Raw genomic sequence first — 17801 nt, forward strand, 5'->3', positions numbered from 1 at the left:
GAGAATATATGAAAAAATATTATGTAGTAGATGAAAAAAGAAAATTAATTCTTACTCCTTATGAAAAATTTATAAGAAGTGTTAAAAGATGTTTAAATACTGATTTAATCAGCGGTTTAGCATTTATAATTAATGAAACCTTAAAAAGGGGTAATTCAGCAACTATTAAATATCCAATGGAAAAAATCAAATTAGATAATCGTTATCGTGCTGTGCATAGATTGCAAAGATTTATTGAAAGCGAAAATGAACGCTGTATTGGTTGTGGGTTGTGTGAAAAAATTTGTATTTCAAATTGTATTAGAATGGAGACAAAATTAGGCGATGATGGTAGAAAATTAGTAAGTAATTATTCTATTAATCTTGGTCGTTGTATTTATTGTGGATTTTGTGCTGAAGTTTGTCCTGAACTTGCTATCGTGCATGGTGTTGAATATGAAAATGCAGCAGAGCAAAGGTCATATTTTGCACATAAAAAAGATATATTAACTCCAATTGATAATCTAATTAATCAAGTTGAATTTGAAGGTGCTGGAAGTTTAAGAGCTGATGCTGATGACTTTGTAAAAGTTACGCCAAATTATTATGATGTAATGAAGGCAAGAGAAAGTGAAGCTTCAGTTTCAAATTCTAGCGATACAAAAGAAGATAAAACGAATAAAGAGGCAAAAGATGTTTGAGTTAATTATATTTTATATTTTCGCTGCTTTAGTTGCGGGATTTTTTATAATTGCGGTAAGTTCTAAAAATATTTTATATTCTCTTAGCTCTCTTGCTTGTGGAATGGTATTTTTAAGCGCTCATTATTTTTTATTAGGAGCAGAGTTTTTGGGTGCTGCTCAAATTATAGTATATAGTGGGGCTGTTTTAGGGCTTTATAGTTTTGCTATGATGTTTTTTGATTTAAGCAAAGAATTAAAAGAAAAGCTAAAACATAAAAAAACTTTTTTTAGTTTAAGTATTTTAGCGAGTGTTCTTATGATAATTATGACTTTAGGATTTAAGTTAAATTTATCTCAATCAAGTTTATTGGTTAGCGAAGAGCTTGAAAATACTCGTAGTTTAGGGATTATTTTATTTACAAAATACCTTTTAGCTTTTGAGATAGTTGCAGTGGTTTTGCTGATGGTAATAATAGCAGCTATCGTGCTAGTAGCAAAGAAGATAAAGGAAGAACAATGAATTATTTATTATTATCAATTGTATTGTTTTTGATTGGTTTAGTAGGAGTATTAAAAAGACAGAATTTAATAATGTTTTTTATATCTACTGAAATAATGTTAAATGCTGCAAATTTAGCTTTTGTAGCAATTTCAAAAATGCACAATGCTTTAGATGGGCAAGTTTTTGCTATTTTTATTATGGCAATAGCAGCTTGCGAAGTAGCTATTGGGCTTAGCTTTTGTGTGATTAAATATAGACGCGATAAAAGTCTAGATTTTGGAGAGTGCAAATGAGTTTATTATGTGTTTTATTTTTACCATTATTAAGTGCAATTTTTGCAGGAATTTATTCTTTTTCTCCAAAAAATAAAGTAATAGGTTATTTTTGTTCTTATTTAATGCTTTTAGCTTGTATTTTTGCTTTTATATCTTTATATTATTTAGCAGATAAGAATTTGTATATTAGTTTGGGTCATTGGATAGGAATTTTAAATGTTAATTTCGGCTTTTTAATAGATTCTGTTAGCCTTACTATGATGTGTGTTGTAACATTAGTTGCTACTTGTGTGCATTTTTATAGTATTTATTATATGGAGCACGATGAAGGTTTTAATAAATTCTTTGCATTTTTAGGCTTATTCGTATTTTGTATGCTAATTTTAGTAATGAGTGATAATTTCTTATTACTATTTGTTGGATGGGAAGGCGTTGGTCTATGCTCTTGGTTATTAATCGGCTTTTGGTATCAAAATGAAAAATTCTCATTAGCAGCAAATGAAGCTTTTATTATGAATAGAATAAGTGATTTTGCAATGCTTTTAGGAATATTTTTAATATATTTTAATTTCGGAACTTTAAGTTATAAAGAAGTATTTGCTATATTAAGCTTTCACGAAATGTTAAATCCTAATTTATTAACTTTAATTGCTGCTTTACTATTTGTTGGTGCTATGGGTAAATCAGCTCAATTTCCATTCCATACTTGGCTAGCAAATGCGATGGCAGGTCCAACACCAGTTTCAGCATTAATCCACGCTGCTACGATGGTAACTGCTGGTGTTTATTTGGTAATTCGCTCTCACGATTTATTTTCGCAAGTTCCAAATGTAAGTTATTTTATAGCTTGTTTAGGTGCTTTTGTAGCTTTATTTGCTGCTTCAATGGCAATTGCTGCAAAAGATTTAAAAAGAATTGTGGCATTTTCTACACTTTCTCAACTTGGATATATGTTCGTAGCTTGTGGTTTAGGAGCTTATAAAATAGCATTATTTCATTTAGTAACTCACGCATTTTTTAAAGCATTATTATTCTTAGGTGCTGGAAATATTATGCACGCAATGCACGATGAATTAAACATTTACAAAATGGGTAAATTATATAAACCTATGAAAGTTACAGCAGTTTTAATGATAATTGCAAGTTTAGCTTTAAGTGGTATTTATCCATTCGCAGGATTTTTCTCAAAAGATAAGATTTTAGATTTTGCATTTGTAACAGAGCATTTTGGCTTATATTCTGTTTTATTATTTACAGCGTTTTTAACAGCATTTTATAGTTTTAGACTATTAATGATGGTATTTTTTGCTCCAAAAAATCACACAATCCATCCACACGAAGCAAAACCTATAGCATTAATTGCAATGCTACCTTTAGCAATATTAGCAATTATTGCAGGTTTTTGGGATAGTAAATTCTTTGAATTTATCAGAATTCCTATGCAAGAATTACACCATAATTATGTATTAATTGCTATTTCTTTAGTGGTTGCTATAGTAGGAATTGTTTTAGCTATAGTAGTTTATAAAAATGGTGCAAAAGAAACTTGCAATTGTAAATATAAAAAGCTTTTAGAAAATGAATATTACATACCTAAATTATATGAGATTATTTTCATACAACCTTATAAATGTTTAACTAAAGTATTAACAGGATTTGAAGAAGGTCTATATTCATTTATTTTTGAATGTCCTAAAAAGCTTTTAAGTCTTGTTTCTTGTGAGAACAAAAACAATAACTTAACTCTTCACATTGTGTTTATTTGTGCATTTTGTGTGTTTTTACTTTTAACAATGGTGGTGATATATGCTTAGTTTATTGATATTTTTACCTTTAATTTTTGGGGTTAGTGCATATTTTATAAATGATAAGGCTTCTAAAATTAGCGGAATTTTATTTTCTTTTATAATTTTATGCCTTAATTATTATGTGATAATTGATGAAATTCATACATTTAATTATACTTTAATAAAAGCTTTTAATTTTGGGATTAATTTAAAAGCTGATGAGATAGCATTTACTTTAGCTTTTGTTGCAAATTTAATGCTATTTTTGTCAATGTGCTTTTTTTCTAAACAAACAAAAGACTTTTTAATAAGTGCTATGATTTTAAGTGCTTGTATGAATGGTTTATTTTTAGCAAATGATGCTTTATTATTTTATATTTTTTGGGAAGTTTCATTATTTCCACTTTTATATTTAATGGTTAAAAACAATGAAGCAAAACTAGCTAGGTCATTTTTTGTATTTGCATTTTTAGGCTCAATTTTTATGCTACTTGCTATGATTTATCTAGCTTATAATGCAAGAGTTAATGATGCGATTTTAAATTTTGATATTAGTTATTTCTCAACTACAAATTTAAGTCCTATTGAAAATACTTTATTATTTATAGGATTTTTCCTAGCATTTGCTATAAAAGCTCCTATTTTTCCATTTCATAGTTGGGCTATTAAAACTTATTCAAAAGCACCTAATTTTGTTTCTGTAATGCTTGCAAGTTTTAAAATGGCGCCTTTTGGAATGATTAAGTTTTGCCTTCCTTTATTTGCTGTTAGTATTAATGAATTTAGTGGGATAATTTATACATTATGTATAATTTCAGCAATTTATGCAGCGCTTCTAGCAAGCAATGCGAAAAATTACAAAGAATTAAGTGCAATGAGTTCAATATCACACTTAGGAATTATTTGTTTAGGTATTTTTTCTATGCATCCAATTGCTTTAAGTGGAGCTGTTGTTTATATGGTAGCTCATGCTATTGTAAGTGGGGCAATGTTTTTTTACGCTGAAATTTTAAAAGATAATTACAAAACTTATAATCTAAGTGAGTTAAAGGGCTTAGCTAAACATATGCCTTATTTGACATTTATTTTTGGAGTTTTATTATTTTCATCAATTTCTTTACCACTTACTATAAGCTTTGCAGGTGAGTTTTTGGTTCTTTATGGAGTATTTGCAGCTAGTAAGATGGCTGGAATTTTTGCTACTTTAGTTGTGATACTTGGAGCTGTTTATATGCTCAATATGTTTAGAAATAGCTTTTTAAGTAAAGAAAATGAAGCTAAAGACATAAAGGTTAGTTTATCTAAGATAATAATTTTATCTTTCATAGCTTTGATTATAATTGTATTTGGAGTAAATCCTAATATAATTTTAGATTATATCAACTTTGCGGTATAAGGAGATAGAATGCAACTTGATTTAAATGTATTACTTATTTTACCTGAACTTGCTTTGATAGTTTTTGCTTGTTTTATATTGGTTGCTAATTTATTTTATAAATTTGATTTAAGAGCTTTAAAAGGGCTTAGTATTGTGGCTTTAATAATTGCTATTATTTGCCAATTTAATTGCCCTTATGATGAGAGTTTTTTTGATTTATTTATATTTGATAATTTAGCAAAATATTCAAGTATATTAATCAATCTATCAGCTATTTATTTTCTACTTGCTAATAAAAGAGCTGATGAAGGTGAGTTTTTTGCATTATTTTTAATGATGATAGCTTGTTTAAATTTTATGGTAAGCACTAATAATTTAATAGTAGCTTTTATAACTCTTGAAGGCTCTTCTTTAGCACTTTATAGCTTAATAGCGTTTAAGAAAAAAGCAATTGAAGGTGCTATTAAATACTTTAATTACGGAATGTTAGGTTCAGCATTTTTTGCTATGGGTTCTGCAATGTATTATTTTGATAGTGCAAGTTTAGAACTAAACTCATTAGCTACAATCAGCACGGCTAGTATTTTAGCCTTTGTTATGATAGGAATTACAATATTATTTAAATTATCAGTAGCACCACTTCATATGTGGCTTAAAGATGTGTATTTAAAGGCTGATTCAAGTTTGGCTGGATTTATTTCAATAGTTCCAAAAATAGCTATGATGGTATTTGCATATAGATTTATGATTTCATTTGAAAATTTCTTCAATGTAAGTGAGATTATTTTAATTATTGCTTGTGCTTCTATGCTTTTTGCTAGTGTTATGTCATTAAAGCAAGATAATGCAAAATCAATGTTAGTATATAGCTCTGTTTCACATTCATCTTTTGCTTATTCAACCCTTGCATTTTTTCATTTATCAAGCCAAATGTTTTTATATTATTTTTTAACATTTGCATTTGTAAATATCGCATTATTTATGTTTTTAGGTGCGTTTAAAGACACAAATTATGAGAATTTAAAAGGGGTGTTTAAGAAATATCCTTTATTAGGAATTTGTATTGTTGTATTGTTGTTAAATCTTGCAGCATTGCCACCATTTGGCGTATTTTTTGCTAAGGTTGGTGTAATTAATATAGCTTTAAATGTTAATATTTATGCAGCAATTTGTATGGCACTTAGCTCAATTATTATGCTATTTGCTTATTTAAGATTTATAAAAGCAATTTTTGCAGATAAAGAAATAGGATTTTTATATTTTAATAACGCTCAAAAAATAGTTTTAATTTTAGCAGTTATTGCTTCTTTTGTTGCAAGCGTTGGATTAGATTATATTAAATAATGAAAAAAATATTATTTCTTTGCTTTTGCGTTTATTTATATTCTTTTGAACTATATATAAACTCTGGCAAGGAAATAAATAAAAATATATCAGTTTTACATATTAAAAACAATACTGATATAACTTGTGATAAATTACAAGATGAGAATTTAAAACCTTATTTTAAATGTAGTGTGAAGGGTAAATCAAGGTTATTATCAAATCAAGATTTAACCTTATTCAAATTAGAATTTAAAAATTCAAAAGATACTTTAGATATATATATTTACCCTAAAACAAATGTTAGTATTGTTGATAGCGAGCAAAAATTATATGATACTAATGTGGTTTTTGCATCTAGCAAAAAAGTTTCTAAAAATTTTACTTTTATATTTTTTCCATATACTCAAGGAGTGTTAAGTCCTAATGGACTTGATTTTGATGTGATTTTTCCTGATTTGCAAACTCCTTTTATAGAAGGACTTGATTTAGACCAAAATCCTGTAAATATTAGCGATAATAGTGATATTAATTCTTATTTGAGTATTAAAAAATATTACGATAATAAGCAATATAAAGAGCTATTAGATTTATGCAATATGTCTTTAGAAAAATATAAAAATAGTATTTTTATAAGCGAGTTTTATTTGTATAGAATTAGAGCTATGTTTAATTTGCTAAATGAAAATACCACTTTAAGCGAAGAAATTATTTCAAGTGCAAAAGATTATGTAAGGGTTTTTCCAAGTGATGAGAATTACACTGAAATATTGCAAATGATGGTAAAAACTTATTTAAAATTAGAACAAAGAAGTGATGCTGAATATTTTATAGATATTTTAAATAACGAGCATCCAAATTCTTATTACACAAAATTAGCAAGTTTAAACTATGCTGATTTTTTACTATCTCACGGCAAAAGAGATGCTGCTACTATTATTTATAATAATATTTTATTTAGTTCAGATGATGCGATTTTGGCTAGTAAAGCTGCAATATCTTTAGCAAAAATCAATATTAGTCATAATAAAGCAAAGGAAGCTAAGGAATTTGTATTAAAAGTCTTTAATGCAAATGAGCAATATTTATTAGAAGATAAGGATAAGACCTTAGGTTTAGCTGATGATTTTTTCAAGGAAAAAATGTATGACATTAGTGCTCCTATTTATGAGTTTTTATTTAAAAATTCAAATAAATTAGACCCTTATTATGAAAGAGTGTTAAAAAATTTAGGGGTTTCTTTAGCTAAAAATAATGATTATAAAAAGGCTGATGAATATTTAAATGAATATAAAAAGCTATTTCCAAATGGCGAATATATGAATATTATTGATGAGACTATTGATAGTTTATATTTTGAAAAAGATGAACAAGATAGCTTTAAATTGCACGAATATTATAATTTTTTAATGGCTAAATATGATAATAACATATCAAAAAGAGCTCTTTATGAAGAAGTAAAATTATTATTTAAAGAGCAAGATTATGAAAAGATTTTAAAACTAGAAAAGAAAATAAAAGATAGTGAAAATGAAGAGCTAATTTCTTTATATGATAGTAGTTTGATTAATTTATTAAATATTGCATTAGATGATGATGATTGCGATGAAGTTTTAGGATACATAAAAAATAATAATTTTATAAGTGATGAAAAAGTTATTAATAAAATGAAATATTTAGAGTGCTTAGAGAGAAAAAAAGAAAATAAATTAGCTTTAGATTTTGCAATTAAGTTTGAAAATGAAGATTTGGTGTTTTATAAAATCAAACAAGCAAAACTTTTATATTTAAATAAGCAGTATAAAGATGTGGAAAATATAATCAAATCTATTTTAAATAAACGATTTAATATTAAAAAACCAGAATATTTTGAGATATATTATTATTTATCATTATCATTAATTAAGCAAAACAAATACAATGATGCTATTTTTTCATTAAAACAGCTTGAAAAATACGGCAATGGATTAAGATTAGTTGAGGTTTATGACGAATTTTTAAATTACTTTAAAAACAATAATCTTGATATTTCAGCTATTACTTATGGTAAAAAAGCAATTAATATACAAAATTATTTAGGTATTAATTTATATAGTCCTAAGATAGAGTTAATTACTTTAAATGCTTTAATTAATAAAAATAATATAAAAGAAGCTAAAGAAATATTTATAGATTTATATAAATTAAAATTAAGCGAAGAAGAATACAGCAATGCAAAATATTTAGAAGCTAGTATGCTAATTAAAAATAAAGAATTTGAAAAAGCAAAAGAAACTTTAAAAGAATGCAAAAGTGGTGATTGGAAAAATTTATGTGATGAAAAATTACAACTTTTGGAATAATTTAAGCTAAATCTAATTTTTAAAATATATAATATGCGTTTTACTTATTGGACAGATGGGTGAGTGGCTGAAACCACACCCCTGCTAAGGGTGCAGCTCTTAATCGGGGCTCGAGGGTTCAAATCCCTCTCTGTCCGCCACTTTATTTCAAAAACTTATTTTATGCGCTCGTAGCTCAGCTGGATAGAGCATTTGATTGCGGTTCAAAAGGTCAGGGATTCGAATTCCTTCGGGCGCACCATTCATACTCATTGTTAATATATAGTTTTATAATTTGTTTTTAATACTTTAAAAGGAGTTATAATGAGAAAATTACTTTCTTCATTGGTAGTTGTTGGTGCGATTAGCACTTCTTTATTTGCAGGTGCAAATACTCAAACAGGTTGCGGACTTGGAACTATAATTATTAAAAACCCTGATTCAGCAATTATGTATGCTTTACAAGCTACTACAAACGGAACTTCAGGTAATCAAACTTTTGGTATTACTACAGGAACACTAAATTGCCAAGAAACAAGATTAGTTCATAATGAAAAAGCAATTAATTTCGTAAATGCAAATCTTGACGCTTTATCAAATGAAGCTGCTTTAGGAATGGGCGAGCATTTAGATACTTTAGCTGAACTTTTAGAAGTAAAAGACGCTGATTTATTTAAAGCTAATTTAAGAGCAAATTACTTAGCTATTTACAATTCAAGCGATGTTGTAGGTGCTCAAGTTTTAGATAGAGCTTCTGCTTTATAATTGAAAAAGTTTTTATTTTTATTGTGCTTTTGTATTTTTGCAAAGGCACAAGATAATGAATTATTAAATCTTGATTTTTCTAAATTAAGTATTTCTAAAGATGAGTTTTTAGAAATTATTCAACAAGCTAATCAAAAACAAGTTTTTAACACAATAGAATGGAAAAATCTCCTTCACTTTACAAACAACAAAAGCGAGATAATCAATAAAGAATTTTTTTATTCAAATAAAAGGAATTTAAAATCAGAATTTGAGCTTAATTTATATATGTATTTTTTAAAAAAAGAAATATATTTAGGCAAAAAAGAAGAGTTAAATCAAAAAGATTCTGCTATAACTTTTAGCAACGATAATGATAATTTGCACTTTATTTGCAAGTTTCCTTTAAGGGCAAAATACATAGAAAAATCTCTAAAACTTACTAAAAATCAGGATTTAAATTGTTCTGATTTGAATAATTTCTTAGAATATATTAGCCCTAAATCAATTAGCATAGTTTTTCCAGCTGCTTATTTAAATTCCCCAGCGTCAATGTTTGGGCATACATTTTTGCTAATTAATTCTAATTACAATTCAAGGCTTTTATCTTACGCTATTAATTATGCTGCCGATGTTGATGAAAAAGATGAAAATGGCTTAATGTTTGCCTTTAAAGGTTTGTTTGGCGGATACATTGGCAAATATTCTTTAAAGCCTTATTATGATATGTTAAAAACATACAAAGATAGCGAAAATAGAGACCTTTACGAGTATGATTTAAAATTAAATGAAGAAGAAGTAAATAGACTGATTTTGCATTTATGGGAGATTAAGGATAGTAGTTCGGTTTATTTGTTTTTTGATAAAAATTGCTCTTATAATATTTTGTGGTTACTTGAGAATGCAAATCCTGATATTAAATTAAGAAATAAATTTATTTATAGCGTAATCCCAAGCAATACTATACAAAAAATCAACGACATTAATCTAATTAGTGATTATCACTATAGAGCATCAAAGTTAAATACCATTTTAAATCAAGCAAAAGATTTGAGTTTTGATGAGATAAATCTAGCAAAAAATATAGCTTTAGGTAAAATTGAGCCAAATTATGATTATTCTATTTTAGCCTTAGCGAACGAGCTTAGTCAGTATTATGCTAGTAAAAATGAGCTTAGTGTAGATGAATACAAAAAAATAACTCATAAAATATCTAGTAATTTATCTCAAAGCAAAATAGCAAAGCTTCCTTTAAAAACTCCAAAGGAAAGCATAATTAAGGCTAATTATCCTAGCAAAATATCATTTGCTTATGATACAAAAAAGAAAGCTTTATTATCAATTAGACCAGCCTTGCACGATATTTATGAAGATGATTTGGGTTTTGATAAAGGTATAGGGATAGAATTTTTAAGCACTACTATTAATTATGATAAAAAGCCTAAATTAGATGAGTTTGTCCTGCTAAGACTTGCAAGTTTAAGTGATTTTAACTATATAAATCATAAGCCAAGTTTTTTGTTTAAATTAGCTTATGATGATGTATTAGATGATAAATTAGCAAATATGGAGCTTTTAGGTGGGATTAGTTTTGTTAATGAGTATTTTTTATTATCATTTTTAAGTGGTTTTAGAGTTTATAAAGATGGTTTGAGCTTTAATAATCAAATAATTACAAGCCTATCTTATAAAGCAAATAAGCTTAGTTTAAGTTATCATAAGAATTTTTATAAGCACGGCTTATTAGAAGATATTTTAAGTATCAAAACTCATTTTAAGATTTATAAAAACACTGCGATTTTTGCTGAATTTCAAAAATATTTTCACAAAAACGAAACATTTAAAATAGGTATAAATTATTATTTTTGATATTTTTTTGGATTTGGAATTTAATTTGATTTTTTTTAAATTTTAAGTATTTGGGTTAGCAACTATTTTAAAAATCTATAAAAAGCTATAAATAAATATAAAATATTTTTAGTTTTTATATTAATAAAATTATTTAATTTTTATTATAATTACTTAAAATCTATATAAGGAAAATTTATGATAAATCAACCTATAGTTACTATTTTTGCTGGTGTAAATGGTGCAGGAAAAACCACTTTATATTTTTTAGCACTAGAAAAAGGAATAAATTTAGGCTATCGTATAAATGTAGATGAAATAGCTCAAAGTATTGGAGACTATAGAGATAGACAAACTCAAGTTCGTGCCTCAAGAATAGCTATAACAATGCGTAAAGTTTATATAGATGATAAACTTAATTTCAATCAAGAAACTACACTTTGTGGAAAATCTATATTAAATCTATTTGATGAATTAAAAGAGAATAATTACAAAATAAATTTACGCTTTGTAGGGCTTGATAGCCCACAAACAGCAAAAGAGCGTGTAAAAATACGAGTTAGTAAAGGTGGACATGATATAGAACCGCATTTAATAGATAAAAGATATTACGAAAGTATGCAAAATCTTTTAAAAATTATGCCGTTGTGTGATGAGATTTTGGTTTATGATAACACTAAAAATTATGAATTAATTGCAAAAATAACAAATGGAAAAGTAGATATACAAAAAAATATTGAATGGTTCAATGATTTAATTTCAGAAAAAATAAAACTTCAAAATTATTAATTTATGAATATTAGTTATGATTTAAAAAACCACAAAGGACAAAGATGAAAAAACTCACATTATTTTTATTTAGTGTATTTTTATGGGGGGGGGTATTTATTAAATAACAAAGATATAAATTTTACTTATTTAACCAAACCAACCAACCACAAAACCCAAATAATCCAAGAATTAAAAAGCATTTCTATACCAATGAAACAAGGTGTATTATCAGCACATTCTTCAAGCACAATATCTCTTAATCATGATTATTTGCTTAGCGTATTTTTTGCAGGTTCTAAAGAAGGTGCAAAAGATGTAGCAATTTATGCGAGTATTTATCAAGGCACAAATTATTTAGAGCCTTTTGCATTAATTACTAGAGAAAAGCTTATGAAAGATAGCAAAGAATATATTAAAAAAATCGGAAATCCAACCTTAGTCAAAACAGATAATAAAATCCATTTATTTGTTGTAGGAGTTAGTTTTGGTGGCTGGGCAAATAGCAAAATATATCATTATATTAGTAGTATTGATACTATTGATTTTAAATTCCAAAAAGCCCTTCATTTAAGCCCTTTTGCAAATATTAGTAATCTTGTAAGAGCCAATGCTATTTATATTAATTTAGGTAAAGAATTTGGCTTTTTACTCCCGATTTATCACGAATTAGCCAATAAATATCCCTTAGCTTTAGTATTTAATAATTCAGGCGAACTTTTAAAAATCAAAAAACTCACTAATGCTAAAGATTTATTTCAGCCAAGTGTCGTTGCTATTAATGATAAACTAGCTTTATTTGCTTTTAGGTCTAGCAAAAGTGCTAATTATGATTTTTATACTATGACTTGTGATAATCTTTTAAACTGCAATGATTTAGCAAAAACAAATCTAAAAAATTATGATAATTCTATTAATTTATTCAAAGTAAATAATGATATTTTCTTGCTTTTTAATAGTGATAAAGATGGTTCAAGAAATACTTTAAGCCTTGCTATTATGAAAGATTATAATGATTTTCATAGGATTTTAGATATTGATAAAGGTAAAGAAATGAGCTACGCAAGTGTATTTGTTAGCGATAATAAAGCTCATATTACATACACACATAATCGTGATTTTATTCAATACAAACAATTTTTATTTAACAAAAAGGATTAAAAATGCACTTTATTTATACTTTACTTTATTTATCAATTTTTGCAAGTATTTTTCAAAAACTTACAATTAAGAAGAAAATTTTTATATATTTAGTGATAATTTTTTTGACAAATATATCTATATTTAATGGTTTGAGTTTGAATGATTATACTTATAGTATATTTTCTAATCTTAGTATTTTTAGTGTTTTAATTTTGCTATTAATAATTTTTAATCAAGGCAAATTGCTTGATTTTAGGGCTTATGTTTATATTTTTGTTATCAATCTTTTATTTTTTCTATCATTTTTAAATATTATTACTTTTGATATTTATTATGAAAATGGTTTTTTAAATTATTTAATAATTTTTGTAATTTTTATAATTTCGTATTTGCTAAATCAAATTCTATCAATTTTATTTTTGCTATCTTTAGCAATATCTTTTATCTTAGGCATTGATAATATAAATGATTGTTTTTTTGATATTTTTATTTTGATATTTTCATTTTTTCAAGTAATTTTAAAAGCAATTAAAAAGAATTTAAATAAGTCTAGTTAACTAGACTTATTTGACCTTTACAGGATATAAGCTTGGGTATTCATAGATTTTCCACTCGCCATTTTCGTTGTGTAAAATCACATCTTTACTGAATTTATGTTGCTGGATTTTGTAGTTTGTATCTACTTGAACTATTGCTATTTCGCTACTTTTGTTCTTTTTAGTAAAGTTCATTTCTATAGTATCATCATTACCTTTATAATCATAATCTATAAAAATCATATCCTTACCTTTATCTTGAAACTTCTTAAAATAATCCACATTATTTTTACTAGCAAGTAATTTAGCAGCATCACTCATTTTCCCAGCTTCACATAAAAGCACAAAGTCTTTAACCACAGCTTCAGGCTCTTTAGCTTCATTGCCGCAAGCACTAAGAATTAGTGCTGCAGCAATTAAACTTGATGCCGTAAAACTTAAAATCATATTAGCATCTTTATTTTTCATACTCTTATCCTATCAACATATCAGCAAAGGCATAAATTATTAAGAACAGAAAAATTAGTCCAGTAAATAACATTAAAAATCCAACAACTCTTGCAAAATAAAAATACTTAGCAAAAGAATTGCTTTCGTTTTTAAGTTCGTCTAATTTTCCACTAGCTTTAAGCCTTGCATACCATTCAGGTCTATCGTGCTTTAACTCTTCTTCGGTTAGTTCTCCACTAAAGATAACCATATCCATAGGGAATCTATCAGCTCTAAAGTGAGTATTGAAAAAATGCACCGCAAAAATAAATCCTGTAGCTAAAAGTGCTTCATCAGAATGCACAAGCGTTGCAAGATTTAGCATAAAGCCAGGTAAAATCTTCGTAAATTCAACCGGAAACCATAATACTAAACCACTAAAGCCAATGATAAACATACCCCAAAATACTGCTATATAATCAAATTTTTCCCAGTAAGTAAATCTATCAAACTTAGGTCTTTCGCCTTTTCCAATAAACCATTTAAAATGAGCTACAACATCTCTTAAGTCTTGCATTCTAGGCATTAAACTATCAGGTCCAAATAATTTTGCTAAGAATAATTTAAAGCTTAGCTTTCCATTATTATCACGAATAGCATCACGCTTAGTCCAAGAATTATAAACTACTTCAGCAATGTGGCTTAAGAATACTGCAATCATAATAAACGCACTAAAATGGTGTATTTTAGTAGCCATTACAATTCCGCCCATTAAATCAATCATAGTTTGAGCCCAAGGAGCGGTATAGAATTTTTGCGGTAAGCCAGAAAAACTTAATCCTAAAAAGCTTGAAGCTACAAAGAAATGCTGAATTCTATGCAAGGTGCTAAAGCGTTTAATATTTACCTTGTCATTATGCATTTTTTCTTTTGCTGCACGCCACTCATCTTTATATTTAATACTCATATAAATTAGTTTCATACTCCACAAGAATGTGTGTAAGCCAAAGAATGCAAATACTGATATTACAAGCCCTGTCATAAACACATAAGCCCAATAAAGTAAAGGGAAATTCTCTTTATCAGTATGGTCAGCATGAGCTATAAAATCACTAAAGTTATCATTAGCTCCTTCGTGGCATTTTTCACAAGTTTTTATTCTAGTTTCACCATATAAAGTTGATTTTTCATCTTTTGGTTTATGAATGTTATGAGCCCCGTGACAATCAAAACAAGCAGCTATTTTTTTGCTTTCACCATCTTTTGCTAAAACCATAGCCTTTCCGTGGAAAGTTTCGTGATAGTGTTTTTGCTCTTTTTCATGGCAACTTCCACATTTTACATCGCTTAGTTTTTTAACAGCTAAAGAGGTTAATTGTTGTTTATCATGCACATTATGGCAATCCGAGCATGATGGAGATTTTTCTCTTGGATTTGTGAATTTATCATGCACACTTCCGCTAAATTCAGCCTTAACTTCTTTATGACAACTAGTGCAGTTTGCATTTACATTGTCTTTGTCGTTTGCTAAATCATTGATAATTCCACTAGCACCATGACAATCTCTACAAGCAGGAAGGTTACCAAATCTTAAATTCTTATGTAATTCATCTTTAAAACTACTTATTTCATTTCCTTCGTGCCAACTATTAATATCATGGCTTTTTACAAGTGGTTTTATGCCGCCTTTTTCAATAGGTCTTGCACTAAGAATCCAGCTTTCAATTCCATCTAGCATTACACGAACATTTGTATATCCTAGTTTTTGTGCTTTTAATGCAGCATCGCTACTTGCATAGCACATTCTATTTAAGCAATAAAAAATAATCTTAGCGTCTTTATTGCTAGGTAATAAACTTACCCATTCAGGTGTATTAATAAAAATAGAGCCTTTTAAATAGCCGTATTTTATTCTTTCTTCTTTTGTATTTGCGTCAAATATATATACATCTTTTTTACCTAATTCTTTTTCTACATCAGCCATAGATATAGGAATTACTCCTTCAACTACTGCAAAATCGCCTTCCGATGCAAAAAGGTTAAAGCTTAAAAAGATGGCAAAAATAAGTCTTAGCAACATATTTTATCCTTTCACTAAGGTTAGGATTTTTCCTAACCTTTTATTATTTCTTACCATCTAATAAATCTTGAGCTTGTGCTACATAAACTAATGCTTCATTTATTAGTTTTAGAGCATATTTTGGACCATGAACGCCCCAGCTTCCATCTTTTTCAATTTTTTCATAAATTGCTCTTGCTTCTTTTGTAAGTAGGATAATTTCTGATTTAGTTTTTGTGCTTAGATTATCCATTTTTGCTTGTTCTCTATCAATTTTGCGAATTGCAAGTTCTAGTTTTTTAAAGCCTTCTTTAACAGGTAATTGCCATTCCATAACTTTATCATAGATTTGCTCTTGGTCTGTGAAGTGTAATTCTTTTGGTAAAGTTGATTGCACAGCACTATGGCAACCACTTGCCCCAGGTCCTACTAGATTTACATCACTCCAGCTAGTTCTTCCGCAACTCCACATTAAATCCACAAAGAATTTGCCATCTTTTCTAGCAATTGTCCAACCTTTAGTTGTTTGTGGGTCTCTTGGTTTTCCTTCTGGTGGGTTTAGAGTTTTTGCATCTTTATCTACATAAATTTTCCATATATGACTTGCACGAACATTGTCAAATCCACCTTTATCAGGGTTTTGAACGCTTGCAAAGTTTTCACAACTCATCATATTTGGCATATGACAGCCTGTGCAATTATCTTTAGCGTGTGCTCCGCCGTATTTAAACATTTCAGCTTGAGTTTCGTGACAATCACTACAAGTTTTTTTAAGTCCTACTTTTGTATAAGGGTCTTTCCAATCATTTGCAGTAACTTCGTGTGGGTCGTGGCAAGTTGAACATCTCATACCTTTATCATAGTGCATAGTATTATACATTTGTGAGCCTTCAGTTCCACAAGATGGGCAAGATGATTTAAAGTAGCTATTAAATGGCTTTCTTGGGTCAATCTTCGCATCTTCGCTATCATAAGCAAATCTTTGGTGGCATCTTTCGCAATTACTTGGCATACCAGCACCCCTTGCACCATAAAGGTGAGCTCCTGCTCCGTGGCACTCTTCACAGCTAATTCCTTTAGAAATTGCGTGTTTTCTAAGCTCATCTTTATTTCCAATTGCTGCTAAGAATTCTTCTTTAGATTTAAAATCAAATTTAAAGCTATGGCATACTTCACAATATGCAGATGCAGGTTGAAACATCATATTTTCTTTATAAGTAGAACCATAAGAATTAATTCCCCAAACACTTGAAGTTTGTTTGCCAAAATCTTCTAATTTTGTAGGAAAGCCAGGTGAGAATTCAGCGATTTTTTTCGCAACTTCAGGTGTAAGTGATTCAACCCAAAGGCGTGAGAATTGATTACCCCCAGCAACCATTTTACCTGTTCCATCGGCTAATTTTCCATCTTCAATGTGATAAGTTCCACGAACTAACCATTTATCAATAAAACCATATTTTGTTCTAGGTGTTCCAATTACTACAAATACATCATCAGCTTCAACACCTTTTGGTAAAATTGTAGCTTCGCTGCTTCCATACATAGGCTTTTTAGGGTCTCCCCCAGCTTCTTCTAATTCATCAGGAAAACGAATAACTTTTGAATGGCGTGAGCGATTCCAAGCTTCGTATTGAGCAGGGTGGCATTCACCACATTTTTTAGGTCCTACGAATTTATTTGGATAATCCAAAATACTTTCCATACCTAGACGATATGTAATTGATGCAGAACGACCTGTGTCTTTTTCGTAATTTCCGTGCCCTCCAAATTCTACAAACTCTTCTTGGCGATTAGAAATAGAATATTTTCCAACTAAATTTCCTTCTTTTTCGTATTTAAACATTGGATGGCGTTCTTTTAAAAACTCTATAAAATCAGTTTCTTGATTTACATAATCGTGAAGAGTTCTAGGTTTTATACCATCAGCTTGAGGTGTTATATTATTAGCATATAACATAATACAGGCACTACCTAGTGCTAACAAGCGTTTCATAGCTTTCTCCTTAAAATTAAAATTACAACAATT

Annotated in this window: 15 protein-coding genes and 2 tRNA genes; 14 read left to right on the forward strand and 3 right to left on the reverse strand. The window is 28.1% G+C overall.

All coding sequences use genetic code 11. From position 1 onward, the window contains the following. The first annotated feature begins 8 nt into the window (after nucleotides 1–8). From nuoI to AVBRAN12642_RS05330, 14 genes are all read left to right on the forward strand, one after another. Nucleotides 9–680, forward strand: coding sequence for an NADH-quinone oxidoreductase subunit NuoI (gene nuoI, locus AVBRAN12642_RS05265; RefSeq protein ID WP_336607172.1), 672 nt, complete (start codon nucleotides 9–11; stop codon nucleotides 678–680). Further along, nucleotides 673–1182 (forward strand): NADH-quinone oxidoreductase subunit J, encoded by a 510-nt coding sequence (locus tag AVBRAN12642_RS05270; RefSeq protein WP_214117477.1) that lies wholly within the window; start codon nucleotides 673–675, stop codon nucleotides 1180–1182. The genes nuoI and AVBRAN12642_RS05270 overlap by 8 nt, the downstream gene beginning before the upstream one ends. Next, on the forward strand, nucleotides 1179–1457 hold the full coding sequence (gene nuoK / locus AVBRAN12642_RS05275; RefSeq protein ID WP_214117476.1) for an NADH-quinone oxidoreductase subunit NuoK: 279 nt from the start codon (nucleotides 1179–1181) through the stop codon (nucleotides 1455–1457). Before AVBRAN12642_RS05270 ends, nuoK begins: the two co-directional genes overlap by 4 nt. Then, nucleotides 1448–3253: an NADH-quinone oxidoreductase subunit L gene (gene nuoL, locus AVBRAN12642_RS05280; protein ID WP_442862361.1), complete on the forward strand. Its 1806-nt coding sequence runs from the start codon at nucleotides 1448–1450 to the stop codon at nucleotides 3251–3253. Before nuoK ends, nuoL begins: the two co-directional genes overlap by 10 nt. Continuing rightward, on the forward strand, nucleotides 3246–4622 hold the full coding sequence (locus AVBRAN12642_RS05285) for a complex I subunit 4 family protein (protein ID WP_336608061.1): 1377 nt from the start codon (nucleotides 3246–3248) through the stop codon (nucleotides 4620–4622). Before nuoL ends, AVBRAN12642_RS05285 begins: the two co-directional genes overlap by 8 nt. 9 nt (nucleotides 4623–4631) lie before the next feature. Further along, nucleotides 4632–5948 (forward strand): NADH-quinone oxidoreductase subunit N, encoded by a 1317-nt coding sequence (locus tag AVBRAN12642_RS05290; protein ID WP_214117473.1) that lies wholly within the window; start codon nucleotides 4632–4634, stop codon nucleotides 5946–5948. After that, nucleotides 5948–8269 carry a tetratricopeptide repeat protein gene (locus AVBRAN12642_RS05295; protein ID WP_214117472.1) on the forward strand — a complete coding sequence of 774 codons (2322 nt, stop codon included), beginning with the start codon at nucleotides 5948–5950 and terminating at the stop codon, nucleotides 8267–8269. Before AVBRAN12642_RS05290 ends, AVBRAN12642_RS05295 begins: the two co-directional genes overlap by 1 nt. Before the next feature lie 49 nt (nucleotides 8270–8318). Continuing rightward, nucleotides 8319–8409: transfer RNA gene (locus AVBRAN12642_RS05300), tRNA-Ser, on the forward strand. Nucleotides 8410–8433: 24 nt separating this feature from the next. Next, nucleotides 8434–8510, forward strand: a tRNA-Arg gene (locus AVBRAN12642_RS05305). Nucleotides 8511–8572: 62 nt separating this feature from the next. Beyond that, nucleotides 8573–9013, forward strand: a complete 441-nt coding sequence (locus AVBRAN12642_RS05310; protein WP_214117471.1) for a DUF3015 family protein — start codon at nucleotides 8573–8575, stop codon at nucleotides 9011–9013. After that, entirely contained in the window at nucleotides 9014–10861 is a 1848-nt protein-coding gene (locus tag AVBRAN12642_RS05315) for an Lnb N-terminal periplasmic domain-containing protein (protein ID WP_336608062.1), read from the forward strand. It abuts the gene before it with no gap. 177 nt (nucleotides 10862–11038) lie between these two features. Continuing rightward, entirely contained in the window at nucleotides 11039–11629 is a 591-nt protein-coding gene (locus AVBRAN12642_RS05320; protein ID WP_336608063.1) for a zeta toxin family protein, read from the forward strand. A 192-nt stretch (nucleotides 11630–11821) separates the two neighbouring features. Beyond that, nucleotides 11822–12769, forward strand: a complete 948-nt coding sequence (locus AVBRAN12642_RS05325; RefSeq protein WP_336608064.1) for a sialidase family protein — start codon at nucleotides 11822–11824, stop codon at nucleotides 12767–12769. Between the two features lie 2 nt (nucleotides 12770–12771). After that, nucleotides 12772–13308 carry a hypothetical protein gene (locus AVBRAN12642_RS05330; RefSeq protein ID WP_336608065.1) on the forward strand — a complete coding sequence of 179 codons (537 nt, stop codon included), beginning with the start codon at nucleotides 12772–12774 and terminating at the stop codon, nucleotides 13306–13308. Nucleotides 13309–13314: 6 nt separating this feature from the next. On the opposite strand, the gene AVBRAN12642_RS05335 is transcribed toward AVBRAN12642_RS05330, so the two are convergent. Genes AVBRAN12642_RS05335 through AVBRAN12642_RS05345 form a run of 3 tightly spaced genes read right to left on the reverse strand, consistent with a single transcriptional unit; the run spans nucleotide 13315 to nucleotide 17768 of the window. Beyond that, a complete protein-coding gene (locus AVBRAN12642_RS05335) occupies nucleotides 13315–13755 on the reverse strand; it encodes a DUF4878 domain-containing protein (RefSeq protein ID WP_214117466.1) in 441 nt (146 codons plus the stop codon). A 4-nt stretch (nucleotides 13756–13759) separates the two neighbouring features. Then, on the reverse strand, nucleotides 13760–15796 hold the full coding sequence (locus AVBRAN12642_RS05340; protein ID WP_336608066.1) for a rhodanese-like domain-containing protein: 2037 nt from the start codon (nucleotides 15794–15796) through the stop codon (nucleotides 13760–13762). Nucleotides 15797–15839: 43 nt separating this feature from the next. Continuing rightward, nucleotides 15840–17768: a cytochrome C gene (locus tag AVBRAN12642_RS05345; RefSeq protein ID WP_442862362.1), complete on the reverse strand. Its 1929-nt coding sequence runs from the start codon at nucleotides 17766–17768 to the stop codon at nucleotides 15840–15842. Nucleotides 17769–17801: the final 33 nt, after the last annotated feature.

Source organism: Campylobacter sp. RM12642, assembly GCF_020137635.1.
In the GTDB taxonomy this organism is placed as follows: domain Bacteria; phylum Campylobacterota; class Campylobacteria; order Campylobacterales; family Campylobacteraceae; genus Campylobacter_E.

What these genes read in the sequence shown, in the direction of transcription:
- AVBRAN12642_RS05325 (WP_336608064.1), top strand. Translation starts at nt 11,822, where the DNA reads ATGAAACAAGGTGTATTATCAGCACATTCTTCAAGCACAATATCTCTT.
- AVBRAN12642_RS05320 (WP_336608063.1), top strand. Translation starts at nt 11,039, where the DNA reads ATGATAAATCAACCTATAGTTACTATTTTTGCTGGTGTAAATGGTGCA.
- AVBRAN12642_RS05345 (WP_442862362.1), bottom strand. Translation starts at nt 17,768, where the DNA reads ATGAAACGCTTGTTAGCACTAGGTAGTGCCTGTATTATGTTATATGCT.
- AVBRAN12642_RS05330 (WP_336608065.1), top strand. Translation starts at nt 12,772, where the DNA reads ATGCACTTTATTTATACTTTACTTTATTTATCAATTTTTGCAAGTATT.
- nuoK (WP_214117476.1), top strand. Translation starts at nt 1,179, where the DNA reads ATGAATTATTTATTATTATCAATTGTATTGTTTTTGATTGGTTTAGTA.
- AVBRAN12642_RS05285 (WP_336608061.1), top strand. Translation starts at nt 3,246, where the DNA reads ATGCTTAGTTTATTGATATTTTTACCTTTAATTTTTGGGGTTAGTGCA.
- AVBRAN12642_RS05310 (WP_214117471.1), top strand. Translation starts at nt 8,573, where the DNA reads ATGAGAAAATTACTTTCTTCATTGGTAGTTGTTGGTGCGATTAGCACT.
- AVBRAN12642_RS05340 (WP_336608066.1), bottom strand. Translation starts at nt 15,796, where the DNA reads ATGTTGCTAAGACTTATTTTTGCCATCTTTTTAAGCTTTAACCTTTTT.
- AVBRAN12642_RS05295 (WP_214117472.1), top strand. Translation starts at nt 5,948, where the DNA reads ATGAAAAAAATATTATTTCTTTGCTTTTGCGTTTATTTATATTCTTTT.
- nuoI (WP_336607172.1), top strand. Translation starts at nt 9, where the DNA reads ATGAAAAAATATTATGTAGTAGATGAAAAAAGAAAATTAATTCTTACT.
- AVBRAN12642_RS05290 (WP_214117473.1), top strand. Translation starts at nt 4,632, where the DNA reads ATGCAACTTGATTTAAATGTATTACTTATTTTACCTGAACTTGCTTTG.
- AVBRAN12642_RS05335 (WP_214117466.1), bottom strand. Translation starts at nt 13,755, where the DNA reads ATGAAAAATAAAGATGCTAATATGATTTTAAGTTTTACGGCATCAAGT.
- AVBRAN12642_RS05270 (WP_214117477.1), top strand. Translation starts at nt 673, where the DNA reads ATGTTTGAGTTAATTATATTTTATATTTTCGCTGCTTTAGTTGCGGGA.